16 protein-coding genes are annotated in these 18,276 nt (G+C 69.0%); 8 read left to right on the plus strand and 8 right to left on the minus strand.

Going from position 1 to position 18,276, the window contains the following annotated elements; all coding sequences use genetic code 11:
• Positions 1-59 precede the first annotated feature (59 nt).
• The 5 genes from H9623_RS07725 to H9623_RS07745 all read left to right on the plus strand — a co-directional run bounded on the left by H9623_RS07725 (position 60) and on the right by H9623_RS07745 (position 6,118).
• Positions 60-1,994: a protein kinase family protein gene (locus H9623_RS07725; protein WP_193719477.1), complete on the plus strand. Its 1,935-nt coding sequence runs from the start codon at positions 60-62 to the stop codon at positions 1,992-1,994.
• A gap of 140 nt (positions 1,995-2,134) precedes the next feature.
• Positions 2,135-3,181, plus strand: coding sequence for a thioredoxin-disulfide reductase (gene trxB / locus H9623_RS07730; RefSeq protein ID WP_193719478.1), 1,047 nt, complete (start codon positions 2,135-2,137; stop codon positions 3,179-3,181).
• On the plus strand, positions 3,178-3,504 hold the full coding sequence (trxA, locus tag H9623_RS07735; protein ID WP_193719479.1) for a thioredoxin: 327 nt from the start codon (positions 3,178-3,180) through the stop codon (positions 3,502-3,504). The genes trxB and trxA overlap by 4 nt, the downstream gene beginning before the upstream one ends.
• Positions 3,505-3,668: 164 nt before the next feature.
• A complete protein-coding gene (locus H9623_RS07740) occupies positions 3,669-5,000 on the plus strand; it encodes an aminotransferase-like domain-containing protein (RefSeq protein WP_321575338.1) in 1,332 nt (443 codons plus the stop codon).
• A 53-nt stretch (positions 5,001-5,053) separates the two neighbouring features.
• The gene (locus H9623_RS07745; protein WP_321575339.1) at positions 5,054-6,118 is read left to right on the plus strand and encodes a D-alanine--D-alanine ligase family protein; all 1,065 of its coding nucleotides are present in this window, start codon (positions 5,054-5,056) and stop codon (positions 6,116-6,118) included.
• 88 nt (positions 6,119-6,206) lie between these two features.
• On the opposite strand, the gene H9623_RS07750 is transcribed toward H9623_RS07745, so the two are convergent.
• The 8 genes from H9623_RS07750 to rpmH all read right to left on the minus strand — a co-directional run bounded on the left by H9623_RS07750 (position 6,207) and on the right by rpmH (position 12,978).
• Positions 6,207-7,457 (minus strand): ParB/RepB/Spo0J family partition protein, encoded by a 1,251-nt coding sequence (locus H9623_RS07750; RefSeq protein ID WP_193719480.1) that lies wholly within the window; start codon positions 7,455-7,457, stop codon positions 6,207-6,209.
• Positions 7,454-8,464, minus strand: a complete 1,011-nt coding sequence (locus H9623_RS07755; RefSeq protein WP_407671866.1) for a ParA family protein — start codon at positions 8,462-8,464, stop codon at positions 7,454-7,456. The genes H9623_RS07750 and H9623_RS07755 overlap by 4 nt, the downstream gene beginning before the upstream one ends.
• A gap of 366 nt (positions 8,465-8,830) precedes the next feature.
• Entirely contained in the window at positions 8,831-9,511 is a 681-nt protein-coding gene (gene rsmG, locus H9623_RS07760) for a 16S rRNA (guanine(527)-N(7))-methyltransferase RsmG (RefSeq protein ID WP_193719481.1), read from the minus strand.
• Positions 9,512-10,435: 924 nt separating this feature from the next.
• The gene (locus H9623_RS07765) at positions 10,436-10,957 is read right to left on the minus strand and encodes a Jag family protein (RefSeq protein WP_193719482.1); all 522 of its coding nucleotides are present in this window, start codon (positions 10,955-10,957) and stop codon (positions 10,436-10,438) included.
• 73 nt (positions 10,958-11,030) lie between these two features.
• A complete protein-coding gene (gene yidC / locus H9623_RS07770; protein ID WP_193719483.1) occupies positions 11,031-12,095 on the minus strand; it encodes a membrane protein insertase YidC in 1,065 nt (354 codons plus the stop codon).
• A 59-nt stretch (positions 12,096-12,154) separates the two neighbouring features.
• Positions 12,155-12,385, minus strand: a complete 231-nt coding sequence (yidD, locus tag H9623_RS07775) for a membrane protein insertion efficiency factor YidD (protein WP_193719524.1) — start codon at positions 12,383-12,385, stop codon at positions 12,155-12,157.
• An 83-nt stretch (positions 12,386-12,468) separates the two neighbouring features.
• The gene (gene rnpA / locus H9623_RS07780; protein WP_193719484.1) at positions 12,469-12,834 is read right to left on the minus strand and encodes a ribonuclease P protein component; all 366 of its coding nucleotides are present in this window, start codon (positions 12,832-12,834) and stop codon (positions 12,469-12,471) included.
• Positions 12,835-12,840: 6 nt separating this feature from the next.
• Positions 12,841-12,978: a 50S ribosomal protein L34 gene (gene rpmH, locus H9623_RS07785; RefSeq protein WP_010849920.1), complete on the minus strand. Its 138-nt coding sequence runs from the start codon at positions 12,976-12,978 to the stop codon at positions 12,841-12,843.
• 457 nt (positions 12,979-13,435) lie between these two features.
• On the opposite strand from rpmH, the gene dnaA reads away from it, so the two are divergent.
• From dnaA to gnd, 3 genes are all read left to right on the plus strand, one after another.
• Complete coding sequence (gene dnaA / locus H9623_RS07790; protein WP_193719485.1) at positions 13,436-14,869, plus strand: chromosomal replication initiator protein DnaA; 1,434 nt, start codon at positions 13,436-13,438, stop codon at positions 14,867-14,869.
• A gap of 1,252 nt (positions 14,870-16,121) precedes the next feature.
• Positions 16,122-17,252, plus strand: coding sequence for a DNA polymerase III subunit beta (dnaN, locus tag H9623_RS07795; protein WP_193719486.1), 1,131 nt, complete (start codon positions 16,122-16,124; stop codon positions 17,250-17,252).
• 43 nt (positions 17,253-17,295) lie between these two features.
• Positions 17,296-18,189 (plus strand): phosphogluconate dehydrogenase (NAD(+)-dependent, decarboxylating), encoded by an 894-nt coding sequence (gene gnd, locus H9623_RS07800; protein ID WP_193719525.1) that lies wholly within the window; start codon positions 17,296-17,298, stop codon positions 18,187-18,189.
• The last annotated feature ends 87 nt before the right edge of the window (positions 18,190-18,276 follow it).

An 18,276-nucleotide genomic window follows, 5' to 3' on the forward strand; every position in this document is an offset into this window, starting at 1 on the left:
AGGACGCCCGTACCATGTGGGGGGAAGATGTCGACGGCAAGGAAGTTCGAGGTGGGCAGGTGACCACAGCAGGACCCGGCACGACACTGGTGGGGCGCTACCTGCTGGCCGAACGGCTGGCGAGCGACCTGGTCGACGTCACCGCCTGGTCCGCGCACGACTCGGTGCTGAACCGTACCGTGCGCGTCTCGCTCGTCACCGGTGAGCACGTCGCGGAGGCCATCGACTCGGCGCGGCGCGCTGCGCTGGTCGCCGACCCGCGCCTGACCCGCGTCCTGGACGTCGGCACCGACGACGGTGTCGCGTACGTCATCACCGAGCCTTTTGCGGGCATCACGCTGTCCGAGGTCGTCGCGGGCGGGATCGTGGACGCCCAGCAGGCCCGCGCCATCGTCGGCGAGGCGGCGGCGGCGCTCGAGGTCGCCCGACGACGCGGCGTCCACCACCTGGCACTGCGCCCGGAGGCCCTCCGGGTCGACGGCGACCGCGTCGTCGTGACGGGCCTCGGCCTCGACGCGGGCATCAGCGGGCAGGACCAGCACGACGCCGAGAAGACCTCACGCACGGACACCGTCGGTCTCGTCGCGCTCCTGTACTACGCCATGACGGCGCGCTGGGCCGGCCCCAGCCTCGACGTCCCGTGGATCAGCCCGGACTCCGTCCACCCGCTGCCCGCGCAGCGCGACGCCTCCGGCATCGTCCCGCTCGCGACGCTCGTCCCCGGCGCGCCCACCGACCTGTCGGACCTGTGCGCCGCGGTGCTCGCCGACGAGGAGCCACGCTCGTCGTCCGCGACGAGCGGCTCGTCCACGACGAACGACGACACCCAGGAGTTCGACAGCCTGAACGCGCCCCCCTCGTCCCCCGCGGACCTGGTCAGCGCGCTCGAGCCCTGGGGCGCGCTGTCCGTGGTCGCTGCGCTGCCGACGTTCGTCCAACCGCCGCCCGCACCGCCCGCCGCGAACCGGGTCAGCCGCCAGTCCATCCGGAACGCGTTCGACGTCCCGCTGTCGACCCCGCCGGGGACGCCGCCGCCCGCCGTCCCGTTCCATCGCCCGACCACGGGGCGGATCCACCGCGTCCCCCTGACCGGTGCCTCGGCCCTGCCCGACGGGGCAAGCTACCCCGCCCCCACGTACGCCGACCCGGCCCCGGCCTACGCGGCTGCGCCCGTGGTCCCGACCGCACCGGTCACGGGCTCCTACCCGACGCACGCTGCACCCACCGGGCAGTACCCCACCGCGCCGCCGCCCCTCCCCGTGCCGCCGCCCCCGGCGCAGCCCACGGCCGCCGCCGCGGAGGGCGCTCCCCGCACGGGTCCCTTCGCCACGACGAGCGCCAAGAAGCGCGGGGTCCGGACCACCTGGGTCGTGATGCCCATCGTGCTGCTCCTGGTCGTCGTCGCCGTGGTCTGGGGCGTGAAGATCGGGCTGCAGGGCTTCGACCCCGTCGTGACGCCGAACGCCGGCCAGGGCGGGACGACCTCCGAGGGCTCGGGGACGTCCCCGGACGCCTCCGGGGACGACGACGGCGACGAGGTGGTCGTGAACACCGAGCCCCTCGCGATCGCCTCGGGTGGGCTCCTCGACCCCGACGTGACCGACCCGAACGACGTCGGTGAGAAGCCCGAGGCGGTCCCGCGCGCGATCGACGGGGACGACTCCACGTACTGGTTCACGTACTCGTACAAGTCTGCCGACTTCGGTCGCCAGAAGTCCCGGACGGGCTACACCGTGACGCTCGAGGAGCCCGCCACGGTGCAGCGCATCGTGCTGAGCACGAACAACACCGGTGGTCACGTCGAGGTCCGCGCGGTCACCGACGACGGGAAGGCCGGCGACGAGGTTCTCGCGTCCTCCGACCTGTCGGGCACGGTCGAGCTGGAGCTCGACCCCACGACCGAGGGCACCACCTTCGTCCTCATGTTCACGGAGCTCCCGCCGACCTCGGACGGGTTCTTCCGCGTCGAGCTCAACGAGGTCACGGTCTACTGACCCGGGCGGCTGCGCCCTGGTCGGCGCAGCCACCCGGTGCGGCCGAACGTCCTGAAGCCATCCTGCCGCCGGTGCCACCGGAACAGAACGACGCCTCGTGGCGTTGGACCCGGTGCACCACCCACCACTGAGGAGTACACGTGACGGAACAGACCCCCACGACCGCGCCGCGGAACGTCATCATCGTGGGTTCGGGCCCCGCCGGGTACACGGCCGCCGTGTACGCCGCTCGCGCAGGCCTCGAGCCCCTGGTCCTGGCGGGTTCGATCACCGCGGGTGGCGCGCTGATGAACACGACCGAGGTCGAGAACTTCCCCGGCTTCCCCGACGGGATCATGGGCCCCGAGCTCATGGAGAACCTGCAGAAGCAGGCCGAGCGCTTCGGTGCGCAGGTCGAGTGGGACGACGCGATCGAGCTGCAGCTCGACGGTCCCGTCAAGACCGTGGTCACCGGGAACGGTGAGACCTACACGGCACGCGCCGTGATCCTGGCGACCGGCTCGGCGTACCGCGAGCTGGGCCTGGAGGACGAGAAGCGCCTGTCCGGCCGCGGTGTCTCCTGGTGTGCGACGTGCGACGGGTTCTTCTTCCGCGACCAGCACATCGTGGTCGTCGGCGGCGGGGACTCGGCCGTCGAGGAGGCCACGTTCCTGACCCGCTTCGCGTCCAAGGTGACGATGGTGCACCGCCGTGACGAGCTGCGCGCCTCCAAGATCATGGCCGACCGTGCCAAGGCCGACCCCAAGATCGAGTTCGCCTGGAACAGCGAGGTCGTCGGGATCCACGGCGAGAACAAGGTTGAGTCCCTGACGCTGCGCGACACGGTCACGGGCGAGGAGCGTTCGATCGACGCGACGGGCCTGTTCGTCGCGATCGGGCACGACCCTCGCTCGGAGCTCGTCAAGGGGCAGGTCGACCTGGACGACGAGGGCTACATCAAGGTCCTCGGGCGCACCACCGCGACCAACCTGGAGGGCGTGTTCGCGTGCGGCGACGCCGTGGACCACACGTACCGCCAGGCCATCACGGCCGCCGGCTCGGGCTGCTCCGCGGCTCTCGACGCCCAGCGTTACCTGACCGAGCTCGTCGATGCGGTCGAGACCGAGAAGGGACTGCCGGAGATCGCCGGCACCCCCGACTCCCCCGCACCGGAGGAGCTGCCCCGCGCACTGGAGGAGATCCGATGACCAACACCGTCAAGGTCACCGACGACACGTTCAAGACCGAGGTCCTCGAGTCCGACATCCCCGTCATCGTGGACTTCTGGGCGACCTGGTGCGGTCCGTGCCTCCAGATCGCCCCGATCCTCGAGGAGCTCGCCGGTGAGTACGCCGGCAAGGTCAAGATCGCGAAGCTCGACTCCGACGAGAACCCCGCGATCACTGCGGCCTACGGCGTGGTCTCGATCCCGACGCTCAACTTCTACTCGGGCGGCGAGCTCGTGAAGTCCATCGTCGGTGGTCGTCCCAAGCGCATCCTCGCCGAGGAGATCGACGCGCTGATCGCCTGATCCACCGTCGCGGCTCGCGACACGCAGCACGCCCTGGGGCGGCCGGTCTCGTCGGACCGGCCGCCCTTCGTCGTCGGAGCCAGGCCGGACGGCACGGGCCGGCCGCCGTCCGGGGAGCGGCCCCTTCACTGTTTCCCCCGATCCGTCGTGCGAGACTGGGGATCGTGAGCACGACACCGACGCACCCCGCTCAGTCTGCCGCTTCAGGCGGCACCCGCCTCGACCCCTGGTTCGGCGCCTACGCCGAACGAGCGCACGGGATGCGAGCGTCGGAGATTCGCGCCCTGTTCGCGGTCGCGAATCGCCCCGAGGTCGTCTCGCTCGCCGGCGGCATGCCCTACCTCGAAGGACTCCCGCTCGACGTCATCGCCGCCGCCATGCAGAAGCTCGTCGCGACGCGCGGGACCACGGTCCTGCAGTACGGCTCGGGTCAGGGAGACGAGTCGCTGCGCGAGAAGATCGTCGACGTCGTGCGACTCGAGGGCATCGACTGCCACCCGGACGACGTCGTGGTCACGACCGGATCCCAGCAGGCGCTCGACCTCGTGACGCGGATCTTCATCGACCCCGGCGACGTCATCGTCGCGGAGGCTCCCAGCTACGTCGGGGCGCTCGGTGTCTTCCGGTCCTACCAGGCCGACATCGTCCACGTCCCGCTCGACGAGCACGGGCTGGTCCCGGAGGCTCTCGAGGAGACGCTGACGCGGCTCGCTGCCGAGGGCCGCCGCGTCAAGCTCCTGTACACCGTGCCCAACTTCCACAATCCTGCCGGTGTGACGCTCTCGGCCGAGCGGCGCCCCCGCATCCTCGAGATCGCGCAGCGGTTCGGGGTCCTCGTGATCGAGGACAACCCCTACGGCCTGCTGGGGTTCGACGGCGACCCGCTGCCGGCCATGCGGTCGCTCGACGACCAGGGCGTGCTCTACCTGGGCTCGTTCTCCAAGACGTTCGCGCCGGGCTACCGGGTCGGGTGGGTCGTCGCGCCGCACGCGGTCCGCGAGAAGCTCGTGCTGGCCAGCGAGTCGGCCATCCTGTGCCCGTCGAACGCGTCCCAGCTCGCGATCGCGACGTACCTGGAGACCTGCGACTGGCAGGGTCAGATCAAGCAGTTCCGTGAGCTCTACCGCGAGCGACGCGACGCGATGATCGGCGCCCTCTCGGAGTACCTCCCGTCGGCGTCCTGGAACGTCCCCGACGGCGGGTTCTACACCTGGGTGAAGCTTCCGGACGGGCTCGACGCACGGTCCATGCTTCCGCGGGCCGTGACCGCTCGCGTTGCCTACGTCCCCGGCACGGCGTTCTACGCCGACGGCACGGGGGCGGACCATGTGCGCCTCTCGTACTGCTTCCCGACGCCGGAGCGCATCAGGGAGGGCGTGCGCCGGTTCGCCGGGGTCGTCTCCGCCGAGCGAGACCTCGTCGACCTGTTCGGGACGTCAGGGGCCCAGGACCCGGACCTGACGGACGTCGAGAACCCTGGCCCCAACCTCGCGTGAGCGCCACCCCTGCTCGTGCGAGAACCCCGCTGAACGTCGAGAGGACCAAGACCGTGGGCACCGCTGCGGAATCACTGACCGTCACCGAGGACGCCACCGAGAACGTCTCGGCCGACCTCCCGACCCCCGACGGCGACACGGGGACCACCGGACCGGACCGACGTCCCGTCGAGCGGGTCGTCGTGCTCGCTGGCGGGTTGTCGCACGAGCGGGAGGTCTCGCTGCGCTCCGGACGCCGCGTCGCTGACGCCCTCCGGGGAACGGGGATCGAGGTCTTCGTCCACGACGTCGACGCGTCGCTCCTCCCCTTCCTCGACGAGATCAAGCCCGACGTCGTCTGGCCGCTCCTGCACGGCGCGAGCGGTGAGGACGGCTCGATCGGCGACGTGCTGGAGCTGCTCGGCATCGACTACGTCGGCACCGGCCCCCGCGCGTCGCGCGCGGCCTGGAACAAGCCGATCGCGAAGAACGTCGTGCTCGGCGCCGGCATCGACACCCCGGACTACGTCACGCTGCCCCAGAGCCTCTTCCGGGAGCTGGGTGCGCAGCCGGTGCTGGACGCCGTCGTCGGGCGTCTGGGCCTGCCTCTCGTGGTCAAGCCCACCCGCGGGGGCTCCGCTCTGGGGGTCACGCTCGTCCGTCGCGCAGAGGACCTCCCCCGCGCCATGGTGGACTGCTTCTCCTACGGCGACATCGCCCTCATCGAGCGTGCCGTCGAGGGCACGGAGATCGCCGTGAGCGTGGTGGACGGACCTGACGGACCCGAGGCGCTTCCCGCCGTCGAGATCGTCACCGACGGCACGTACGACTACGACGCACGGTACAACCCGGGCCGCACCCGGTACTACGCGCCCGCACGACTCACGCCGGAGATCGCCCGCCACGTCGGGGACGTCGCCGTCCGTGCTCATGTCGCGCTCGGCCTTCGAGGCCTGTCCCGGACGGACCTCATCGTCGACGCTGACGGGAACGCCCAGTTCCTCGAGGTGAACGTCGCACCTGGGATGACCGAGACGTCGCTCTTCCCCCAGGCCGCGCAGGCGGCGGGCCGTGACCTCGGAGATCTCTACCGGGCGATCGTGACGCAGGGCGTCAACCGTCGGGCAGCCTCGCGGTAGAAGCCTCGGCCTGGTACGACATCGGCCCCGATGAGCAGCTGCTCATCGGGGCCGATGTTTCACGTGAAACGCTGGTGACGCCTGGCGGCTACCGCCGCAACAGGCCAGGATCCTGGGGGGCCATGAGATCGAGGATCCGGTTGAGGTCCTCGACCGACGCGAACTCGACCGTCAGGCGCCCCTTGTTCTTCCCCAGGTCGACCTTGACGCGCGTCTCGAACCTGTCGGAGAGACGCGAGGCCAGCTCGTCGATCGCTGCGCTGCGCTGCCCCGGACGGGGCGTCCGCTCGACCGGGCGCTTGGCGTCCAGTCCCCCGAGAGCGACGATCTCCTCGGTGGCTCGCACGGAGAGCCCCTCGGACACGATCCGCTGTGCGAGGCGTTCGATCTCCGCGCCGTCGGTCAGCCCCAGGAGGGCGCGAGCGTGACCCGCCGACAGCACTCCCGCGGCCACCCGTCGCTGGACCAGCGGCGGAAGGCGCAGCAGACGGAGGGTGTTGGAGATCTGCGACCTGCTCCGGGAGATCCGGCTGCCGAGCTCCTCATGGGTGCACCCGAAGTCGTCGAGGAGCTGCCGATACGCGGCCGCCTCCTCCAGGGGGTTCAGGGCGCTGCGGTGGAGGTTCTCGAGGAGCGCGTCGCGCAGCAGGTCTGCGTCCTCGGTCTCGCGGATGATCGCGGGGATCACGTCGAGGCCGGCGGCCTGCGTCGCCCTCCACCGACGCTCACCCATGATGAGCTCGTACCCGCCGGCGTTCTCGGGGTCGCGGCGAACCACGACCGGCTGAAGAACCCCGATCTCGCGGATCGAACCGACGAGCTCGTCGAGCTCACCCTCGTCGAAGACCGTGCGCGGCTGTCGAGAGTTCGGCCGGATCAGCCCGACGGGCAGCTCGGCGAAGGTCGCACCAGGGACCGGCAGGAGGCCGTCCTCTGCCGGTGTCGCGTCCTCGCTGCTCGACTGCGGGGTTTCACGTGAAACATCGGCCTCCGCTTCACCGGAAGCCGTGGAGTCCGTCCCCTCTGCTGTCGACTCCTCCGGTTCCTGCGTGTCCTTCCCCGGGCCCGCCGCATCCTTCGGGGAGGCCGCCACAGGCTCCGTCTCCACGTCCGCGGGCAGCGAGGTCGGCGAGTCCGCCTCCGGCCGTTCGATCGTGAGTACGGAGGTGGCGGGCTCCGCTGGCTCCGCTCCCCCGGCTTCGACGGCGACCCGCTGACCACCTGCCTCGGCGACCCGCGGTGCCGAGGGGAAGAACACGTCCACGGGGCGCTCTCGCTCAGGACTCGTCGGGATCAACGCCCCGAGTCCACGGCCGAGTCCACGGCGCTTCTCACTCATCGTGCATCCTCCTGATAGCTAGGCAGCACTGCCCATCGCTCGGCGAGGTAGTTCTGCCGCGAGACGTTGCGAGACGCTCCGTCGACGGGTTGAACAGACAAAGGCTGAGGACGACCGCGGTCGGCAACCTCCCGCGCTGCTTCGAGATAGGCCAAGGCGCCCGTGGAGCTCGGGTCGTAGGTGATGACGCTCTGACCGTGACTCGGCGCTTCCGAGATCCGCACCGAGCGAGGGATCGACGTCTTGAGAGTCTGTTCGGGGAAGTGCTCGCGGACCTCGGCGGCGACCTGTTGCGCCAGGTTGGTCCGACCGTCGTACATGGTCAGCAAGATGGTCGAGACGTGGAGCTGCGGATTCAGATGCGCCTTGATGAGCTCGATCGTCTTGAGGAGCTGGCTGAGTCCCTCCAGTGCGTAGTACTCGCACTGGATGGGGATCAGCACCTCGCGGCCCACCACGAAGGCGTTGACCGTGAGCAGCCCCAGGCTCGGAGGGCAGTCCACCAGCACGTAGTCGATGGGCTCGAGGCCCTGTTGGACGCGCTCGGCCAGGAAGTCGTCCACAGCCTTGCGAAGCCGTGTTTCACGTGAAACCAAGGACACGAGCTCGATCTCTGCGCCCGACAGGTCGATCGTCGCCGGTACGCACCACAGGCTCGGGAGGTCGGGGCACTGCTGCACCGCGGAGGACAGGGGTGCGCCGTCCACGAGCACCTCGTAGACCGAGGGCGTGCCTGCTCGATGCTCGACCCCCAACGCGGTCGAGGCATTCCCCTGCGGGTCGTTGTCGATCACGAGCACGTTCAGACCCGCCTGCGCCAGGCCGGCAGCCAAGTTGACCGTGGTGGTCGTCTTGCCGACTCCGCCCTTCTGGTTCGCGATCGTGATGACGCGCGTCGACGCCGGACGTGGGAACCGTCGCCCTTGAAGGTCGATCCGACGACGCGCATCGATGGTGAGCTGAGCGGCGAGCGGCGTGTCCTCGTCCATCTCCGGAAGGCTCGCCATCAGGGCTTCCCGGCGGTCCTGATCGAAGCGGGACGAGGACACCGAGTCGACAGGGGTTTCACGTGAAACATCCCTCAGGCTCATCCTGTCCTGCGCCTGGCCCGGACCGTCCTGTTGCTGGTCGGAACTCTCCGTCACGCCCATCTCCCTCACTTGACCTACTACAGCATGCGCTCCGTGGCAGCCTCATTCGTGGACCGTCGAACGCGTGTCGTGCCGGGGTTCTGGCTACCCGAGACCATGCGTCGACGCACCACTTCCCCGAGCCACCCTATGTGCTGCGCACCACTGGTGGTGTGATCAGTCCCGCTGGACATCGGGTGGTTCGGCGAGCGAGGCGGGCGAGGCGTGATCCGGACGCAACGCTCAGAACTGGGCCGGTGTCCGCCGAACGCGGAGCACGGTGGTGGGCTCGACGCCCTCGATGCTGAACGCTTCCAGAATCTCCGGCTCCTCGGTCTTGTACTTCCGAAGCACCTTGCGCGCGGGCTCGATCTCCTGCGTGACGTTGCGCCCCTTGAGCACGACCATCTCTCCCCCGCGTTCCACCAACGGGAGCGACATCCGGGCAAGCTTCTCCAAGGCAGCGACCGCGCGCGAAGTGACGGCCTCGCACTGGAACGCGCCGTGATACTCCTCGGCACGACCGCGCTTCACCTCGACGTTAGCCAGGCCGAGTTCCTCGATCACCTCGGACAGCCAGACGCACCGGCGCTCCATCGGTTCGATCAGCAGGACCTCGGCCTCCGGTCGCATCGCGGCGATCACGATGCCCGGGAGTCCGGCCCCAGATCCGATGTCGGCGATGGTGCCGGTCTCAGGAAGGAACTGGACGACCGCCGCAGAGTTGAGGATGTGCCGGTCCCAGATGCGCGAGACCTCGCGAGGACCGATCAGCCCCCGGAGCTCGCCCTGATCGCGCAACATCTCGGCGAACCGAGCGACAAGCGGGTACGCGCTGCCGAAGTAGGTCTTCACCTCCGGCGAATCGGCGAGTGTTTCACGTGAAACATCACTCTCAGCAGCGTCGCTCGTCTCGTTGGCCATCTACTCCTCTTTCGATACTCGAGTACTCACCGGCAAACGTCGGTTCCTCACCGACAGCCTGGCACCCCATGGTGTCATGTCTCGCGGCCACGCGGCGGAATGCCCACTCCGGTACTGCGTCGCGTCCACGACCGTCTCGTTCAATCACTCGCATCTGCCTCCCGTGCCGACGTCCGGTCCGTGACCGCTCCCTTGGGCAGCGTCCGTCAGGGACGCGACCCCGGCGGCACCACGGAACGCGCCGAGGACAGACCAGCCTGACACGTGAGCCGAACCAGCCCCCGGACCTGGACTGTGCATCACTGTCGGTGGGAGTGCGGGCCGCCGACCACTCGGCTCAACGGGCATCGGACATCTGCCCCGGCTCCCTCGTGAGACACCACGGATGACAACCGATGGGTACTGCCGCTGTGCTCGACCTGGCGCCCTGCACGCGTCACGCGGACCGTGGCACGCGGACCGTCGCACGCGGCGGAGGGCAATCGGCACTCGGCGCACAGGACCCGGAACTGACGACGCGGCGCCCGGGCGCGCCAACGCCGGACGCTGGACAGCGCCGGTCGCCCAGTCGTCACGAGACCCGGGTTGTCGGCCCCTGTCCCCACCCAACGCACCGTCGAGCATCGTCAGCACCGTCGAGCATCGCCAGTCCCCCGCTGGACCTGATGGGCGCGACAGGGACCCTCGACCGGGGCCACCATCGCTCAGAGGGACGCTGCGGACGGCGGCTCCCGCAGGGGCGCTGTGCCGCATCGCGCTCAGCGAGTCCCGTTCCCCGGCGTAGCGCGCCGTCCGTCATCTTCCCACCCGCGCACACGCGGAAGCACCCTCGCCCCCGTGGAATCGCCGCTCCCCCGTCGCACAGAGAAACGGCCGCCTGATGTTTCACGTGAAACATCAGGCGGCCGTCTGTGGTGCGGACGATCAGGAGGCGTCTGCAGGCCGGATCACGACGTATCGCTCGGGGTCCGTCCCCCGAGAGTCGCTCGTGAGCCCCGCGGCCGCGACGACGTCGTGCACGACCTTGCGCTCGAAAGCGTTGAGAGGCTCCATCGAGAGTTCTTCACCCGACTCGCGCACGGTCGCGATGGCCGTGGTCGCGAGCTCGGTCAGCTCGACCTTGCGCTGAGCCCGGAAACCGGCGATGTCGAGCATCAGTCGGCTTCGTTCGCCCGTCCGGGCCTGGACAGCGAGGCGGGTGAGCTCCTGGAGCGCGTCGAGGACCTCCCCTTCCTTGCCGACCAGGTGGCGCAGCGAGGCGGGCTCGTCGGCGACGATCTCGAGCGCGGCACGACCGTGGTCGATGTCGATGTCGATGTCCCCGTCGAGGTCTGCGATGTCGAGGAACTCCTCGAGGTAGTCAGCAGCAACCTCGCCCTCTTCCTCGAGGCGCGTCATCTCGTCGGGCGCTTGGTCTTCGGCAGCGGGTGCGTCGGTCGACGACATGCTGACTCCTTGGAGGTGGTCGGGAGAACCCGGGTCGGGAAGGATCCTCGGTGCTCTCGGAACAGGACTGGGGCTACTTCTTCGGCTTCTTCGGCTTCGAGGAACCCGAGCCGGTTCCCTTGGGCTGACCGTCGGTCTCGTCGGTGACGGGCGCGTCCTCGACCTGGTCCGCGGGCACGGTGGTTCCCGTGATCACGCGGGGCGTGCCCGGCTTCCGGCGGTCCTTGCGCTTGGGCTGCTGCCGCTGGCCGCGAGGCTGCTCGATGACGGGGGCCGCATCTTCGACGATGCCCTTGGCCGCCGCCTTGCGTGCCTTGCGCTCCTTCATGAGGCGCTCGGCCTCGGATCCCGGGGCCGGCATGCGCTTGATCGTGTAGAACTGCTGGCCCATGGACCAGAGGTTGGTGGTGGTCCAGTAGACCAGGACGCCGACGGGGAAGTTCACGCCCGAGACGGCGAAGATGAACGGGAAGACGTAGAGCATCATCTTCTGCGTCGACGCCATGGGGCCCTCGAGCGCCGACTTCGGCATGTTCTTCATGGTCAGCTGGCGCTGCGTGAAGAACGTCGTGGCGCACATCGCGACGATGAGGGCGCCGATGACGATCTTCGCCTGCACGTCGTCGGTCTTGAGGAAGATGTCCGAGAGGTGCGCACCGAAGAGCGATGAGCTCTCGATGTCGCTCGCGACGCTCGCGTCGATCGGCCCGATCGCCTTGGCGTCGCCGTTGGAGATCGGCACCAGGCCGTTGAGCACGCGGAACAGGGCGAAGAAGATCGGCGACTGCAGCAGGATCGGCAGGCAGGAGGCGAACGGGTTGGTCCCGTGCTTCTTGTAGAGCTCCATGGTCTCGCGGCTCATGGCCTCGCGGGACGCCGGGTCGGACTTGCCCTTGTACTTCTTCTGGATCGCCTGCATCTCGGGCTGCAGCATCTGCATGCCGCGGGAGGCCTTGATCTGCTTGAAGAACAGCGGGATCAGGAGGATACGGATGATGATCACGAGCCCGACGATCGAGAAGACCCAGCCGAGCCCCGGTCCGTCGCCCATGCCCAGGAACACGAGCCCCTGGTGGCACAGGTACATGATCCACGCGACCGCCCACTCGATCGGCGCGAGGAACGCGAAGAAGTCCATCCGTACTACTCCCTAACCTTCAACAAACTGGGTCCTGACCGACGTCGCCGGCAGGAGGACTAGTGCGAGTGCTTCCTCGGCGCCTCGGGGACGTCGTCGACGCCTCCCTTGCTCCAGGGATTGCATCTCAGCAGCCGCCACACGGCGAGCCGTACGCCGCGCAACGCACCGTGTCGTCGTATCGCGACGAGCGCGTACTGCGAGCACGAGGGGTAGTACTTGCAGGTGGGACCGGTCATCGGGGAGATCACGCTCTGATATCCCCGGATGAGCCCCACGAGCACGAGCATCGGAACTCGCCGGACGAACCGCCACGACCGCACGCCCCACCCGGGCGAGGCGACCGCGGGGCGGTCCACCTGGGCGGTCGCGCTCACGGCTCGGCCCTCCGGCGGTCCCACTGGGCCACTGCTCGCGCGAGGCAGGACGCGAGGTCCTGCTCGAGCCGGGAGTAGTCGCTGTCGGCGGAGGCCGGGAGGGCTCGCACGACGACCCGTGTCCGTGGGGGCAGCGCTTCGAGGTACGCCGAGGACGCAGCGCGCAGGCGTCGCTTCACCTGGTTGCGGTGAACCGCGTTGCCGACGGCCTTGGATACGACAAAACCGACCTGTGGTGGTTCTTCTCCCCCAGGATCCTGGGCGAGATGAACCACCACGGTCGATCGTCCCGCGCGCACGCCACGTCGCACCGCCCGCTCAAAATCTACGGAACGGCGCAAGCGGTGCGCCGCGGGTAGCACCTGCTGTCAGGCAGAGAGCTCGGCGCGGCCCTTGCGACGACGGGCTGCCAGGATGGCGCGGCCGGCGCGGGTGCGCATACGCAGCCGGAAACCGTGGGTCTTCGCACGGCGCCGGTTGTTCGGCTGGAAAGTCCGCTTGCTCACGAGGTACTCCAAGAACGTCGGGGAGGTACACCGTCTATGTCCTCGACGATGCAGTGCTACAGCTGGAAGAGATGCAGTTCTGCATCCCAGCCGCCCGTGTACCCGCCACGATCAGTCCGTGGATTCGCCCCCGTGAGGGCGCGCGAAAGTACCTGGAACGGCTGTATGACGTTACGCCGGGGACCCCCCTCGGGTCAAACCCAGGTACTCAGCGCCGAGCCTGTCATGATATGTCGCGCAGCAGGCGATACGTCTACCCTGGTCATGGGACCGTGGGCGCCCGGCCGGGGCACCAGACCGCCTGGCGTGCGCCGACGGCGCAGCAGGCCCGAGAGAGCCGGAGTGCTTCCGAGCATCCCCACAGGTTGTGGAAAACTATGTGGATAACGTGCCGGCGTGGCACACTCCAGACTGATCCCCCGCATCACGCCCCGCCCGACGACGAAGGAATCACCTGGTGTCCAACCCTGACGAGAACATCGCTGACGTCTGGGCCCAGACCATCGCCGTCCTCGAGGCCAGTCCCGACATGACGCCGCGGCAGATCGCGTTCATCAAGCTTGCCAAGCCTCTGGCGATCCTGGACGACACCGTCTTCATCGCCGTGCCGCACGAGCAGACGCGAACCTACCTGGAGACCCGGGTCCGGGACGAGCTCGTCTCGGCGATGGCCGGCGCCCTCGGCCGGGACGTCCGGTTCGGGATCACGGTCGACCCCGAGCTCGCGGCCGAGCCCCCCTCGCCCGCCGCTCTCACGGCGAGCGTGCCGGACCAGCCTCTTCCCATGCCCGTGCGCGTCGAGCCGGAGCGTGAGCGGATGCTCCCCGCCCCGGCGCAGCAGCGCCCGCACGCCGAGCCGACCCGGCTGAACCCGAAGTACATCTTCGAGACCTTCGTCATCGGTTCGTCGAACCGGTTCGCCCACGCGGCCGCCGTCGCCGTCGCGGAGGCACCCGCCAAGGCGTACAACCCGCTGTTCATCTACGGCCAGTCCGGTCTGGGCAAGACCCATCTGCTGCACGCGATCGGGCACTACGCGCACAACCTGTACCCCAACGTGCGCGTGCGGTACGTGAACTCGGAGGAGTTCACGAACGACTTCATCAACTCGATCGGTGAGGGCAAGGCAGGGGCGTTCCAGCGACGCTACCGCGACGTCGACGTCCTCCTCATCGACGACATCCAGTTCCTGCAGGGCAAGGAACAGACGATGGAGGAGTTCTTCCACACGTTCAACGCGCTGCACAACGCCAACAAGCAGCTCGTCATCACCTCGGACCTGCCCCCCAAGCAGCTCAACGGCTTCGAGGACCGGCTGCGCAGCCGGTTCGAGTGGGGCCTCATCACCGACGTCCAACCTCCGGACCTCGAGACCCGTATCGCGATCCTCCGCAAGAAGGCGGCGAGCGAGCGCCTGGCGGTCCCGACCGACGTCCTGTCGTACATCGGGTCCAAGATCTCGACGAACATCCGTGAGCTCGAGGGTGCGCTGATCCGAGTCACGGCGTTCGCGAACCTGAACCGGCAGCAGGTGGACCTGGCGCTCGCCGAGATCGTCCTCAAGGACCTCATCACCGACGACGACGCCTCGGAGATCACCCCGGCGAGCGTCATCGCGCAGACCGCGGCCTACTTCGGTCTGACCATAGAAGATCTGTGCGGCAGCTCGCGCTCGCGTGTGCTGGTGACCGCGCGCCAGATCGCCATGTACCTGTGCCGCGAGCTCACCGACCTCTCCCTGCCCAAGATCGGCCAGCAGTTCGGTGGACGCGACCACACGACGGTCATGCACGCGAATCGCAAGATCACGGAGCAGATGGCTGAGCGTCGTTCGACGTACAACCAGGTGACCGAGCTGACGAGCCGCATCAAGCAGCAGCACCGGGGTTGACCTTCGTCCCGTGCTCGTGAGGGGACCAGGCCGGCAGGGGCGAGGCCTGGTCACGTGCCTGCGGCTCCTGTCCCGGTCCGGCCTGGAGCCGTGTGCCGCGGGCTCCTCCGTCCGTCGCCCTGCCGTGCTGACGTAGCGCCTCCGCAGCTCCTTCCTCGTCGTGGGGTGACCGCCTGGCGGTCCAGCGCGAACCAGCGCCGTCCAGCGCGGCCCCGCACCGTCTCCCCGTCCCGAGGTCACCCCGCGCCGCGCTCGTCTGGTCCGGTCCCGGGACGTCCCGATCCCGGGACGCAAGGACGGCCCAGGTTCGCCGGCCGTCAGCCCTGTGTGACGACGGGGTCCACGCGCGTCGTCGCACGTCCAGGGTCTGTTATGCACTTTATGCGGCTTAACTGTGGATGAATTCTCGTCCGGCGCTCGACACTGTGCACAGACGCCCCGACGACGTCGCTCACCCTGTTCACAACTGGCTGAGCCGTCCGCGAGGATGCACAGGCTGTCGGAACCGATGTGTACAAGTAGCTGTGGATACGACGTCGTCCCCATGGTTGTCCACAGCGCCTGGGGGTATGTCCACCACTCACCCTCGATCGTCCCCAGATCGGTGGTCCTGCGTCCCCAACAGGCTGTGTACAGGGCACTCTGTGCTGTGTACAGATCAGGTGGAGGCCGCGCTCCCCCACAACCTTGTGCACCTACCTGTGGATAACTGTGGATGAAGGGGCACATCGTGTGGACAGAGGAGGTGCCGTCGGTGGACGGCGATCTGTGGACAACTCGCCGTCAACAGTGCCTGCGATTTACCCACAGGTTCGTACCCGGCTCGTCCACACGCAGAACATGCCTCTGACCTGCGAAGAGACCCGTTTTCCACACTTTGCACAACACCGATGACTACGACGAATGATCTCTAAGAGGAAAAATCCACACGCCTTCATCTGGTGCCGCGCCGTTCGAGCTGCCTCAAGTCGCAGGTGTGACCGCAGTCACAGCACGTGCGTCCGAGAGCCCGGGCAGGACCAGGATCACCCGAGATCCACAGAGCGTGCCAGAGGTACCGGGCAGGGCCACGACTCGCGTAGGGTTCATGCGGGCACGACGACCCGAACAGGTCTCGTCCTCCCCGACGGTGAGGAGGTCGACGCGACGAACCGCGACGTGCGGTCTTCATGCACGAGCGAACTCACCCCTGTGTACCGCGCGGTCGAGTGCCTGACATGTGAAGATCGATCCATGGACGAGAGGGTGTGGGATGAAGTTCCGGGTTGAGCGTGATGTCCTGGCCGACGCAGTGACCTGGACGGCCCGTACGTTGCCGACACGGCCGCCGGCGCCCGTCCTCGCAGGGGTGCGGATCGAGGCCGACGCGATCGGCACGATCGGGCTGTCGAGCTTCGACTACGAGGTCTCCGCACGGTCCGAGATCCCGGCCGAGGTCGTCGAGCCGGGGACCGTCCTCGTGTCGGGCCGGCTCCTCGCCGAGATCTCGCGCGCCCTGCCGGCCAAGCCGGTGGACTTCGCGGTCGAGGGCAACAAGGTGATCGTGACGTGCGGTGCGAGCCGCTTCACGCTGCTCACGATGCCCGTGGAGGACTACCCCGCGCTGCCCGCCATGCCGGAGCTGTCCGGGACGGTCTCCGGCGACGAGCTGACGCACGCGGTCGCCCAGGTGACGGTCGCGGCGAGCCGTGACGACACGCTGCCGCTCCTGACGGGCGTGCGCATGGAGATCGACGGCGAGCGCATCACGCTGCTCGCGACGGACCGCTACCGTCTCGCGCTGCGCGAGCTCACGTGGACCCCGTCGTCCCCCGACTTCAACGCGGTCGCCCTGGTACGTGCCCGCACGCTCAACGACGTCGCGAAGTCCCTCGGTAGCTCGGGCCTGGTCAACGTGGGCCTCACGGCCGGCTCCGGCGTCGACCTCATCGGTTTCGAGGCGGGCGGGCGCCACACGACGTCGCAGCTCGTCGACGGCGACTACCCCGCGGTGCGTCGCCTCTTCCCCGACGAGACCCCGATCCACGCCGTGATGGCGACGGCACCCCTGATCGACGCGGCCAAGCGCGTCTCGCTCGTCGCGGAGCGCAACACCCCGATCCGCCTGTCGTTCACGGACGGTCAGGTCGTGCTCGACGCCGGCCAGGGCGACGACGCGCAGGCGTCCGAGGCCCTCGAGGCGGTCCTGGTGGGTGAGGAGATCTCGGTCGCCTTCAACCCGCAGTTCCTGCTCGACGGGCTGGGGGCCCTGGGGACGGACTTCGTCCGCCTGAGCTTCACGCACCCCAACAAGCCGGTCGAGTTCACGGGCCAGGAGTCGCTGGACGGCGAGGACTCCTCGCACTACCGCTACCTGCTGGTCCCCATCCGGTTCGCGAGCTAGCAGCGGCGGGACGAGCCCTACGGCACGGAGGTACGCCATGGTCATGCACATCGGTCTGGTCGGTCTGGGCAAGATGGGCGCGAACATGCGCACCCGTCTGCGCGCGGGGGGCATCGAGGTCACGGGCTTCGACCGCAACCCGGAGGTCTCGGACGTCGCCTCGATCGCCGAGCTCGTCGCGGCGCTGCCCGCGGGCCGGCGGTTCGTGTGGGTCATGGTGCCGGCGGGTGACGTCACGCGCGGCGTCGTGACCGAGCTGGGGGACCTCCTGGCGGAGGGCGACGTCGTGATCGAGGGCGGCAACTCCCACTTCTCGGACGATGCGGCGCACGCGGCACAGCTCGCCCCGCGAGGAGTCGGCTACCTCGACGTCGGGGTCTCGGGCGGCGTCTGGGGCCTCGAGAACGGCTACGGCCTCATGGTGGGCGGTGACACGGCGCTCGTGGAGGCCGCGATGCCGGTCTTCGACGTGCTGCGCCCCGAGGGCCCGCGCGACGAGGGCTTCGTCCACGCCGGTGCGGTGGGGGCGGGGCACTACGCGAAGATGGTCCACAACGGCATCGAGTACGGCCTCATGCAGGCCTACGCCGAGGGCTACGAGCTGCTCGAGGCCAAGGACATCGTGACGGACGTGCCGGGCACCCTGAAGGCCTGGACACGGGGCACGGTCGTCCGGTCGTGGCTGCTCGAGCTCCTGGTCAAGGCCCTCGAGGAGGACCCGGAGCTGGGCGAGATCAGCGACTGGGTCGAGGACTCGGGCGAGGGCCGGTGGACCGTGGACGAGGCGATCGACAGCGCGGTCCCGCTCCCGGTGATCTCGGCCGCCCTCTTCGCGCGCTTCGCGTCGCGCCAGGGGGCGTCGCCCGCGATGAAGGCCGTGGCGGCGCTGCGCCAGCAGTTCGGCGGTCACGCCGTGAAGCCCGCGGGCGGCTCCTGAGGCCGTCGTGTCCCGCGCCCGACGGCGTCGCGCGCCCGGTCGTCCGTCGCACCGCGGAGCCTGCACACTGGTGGGGAACGTCGCCCG

The sequence above is a fragment of the Oerskovia douganii genome (assembly GCF_015142735.1).
Taxonomy (GTDB): Bacteria; Actinomycetota; Actinomycetes; order Actinomycetales; family Cellulomonadaceae; genus Oerskovia; species Oerskovia douganii.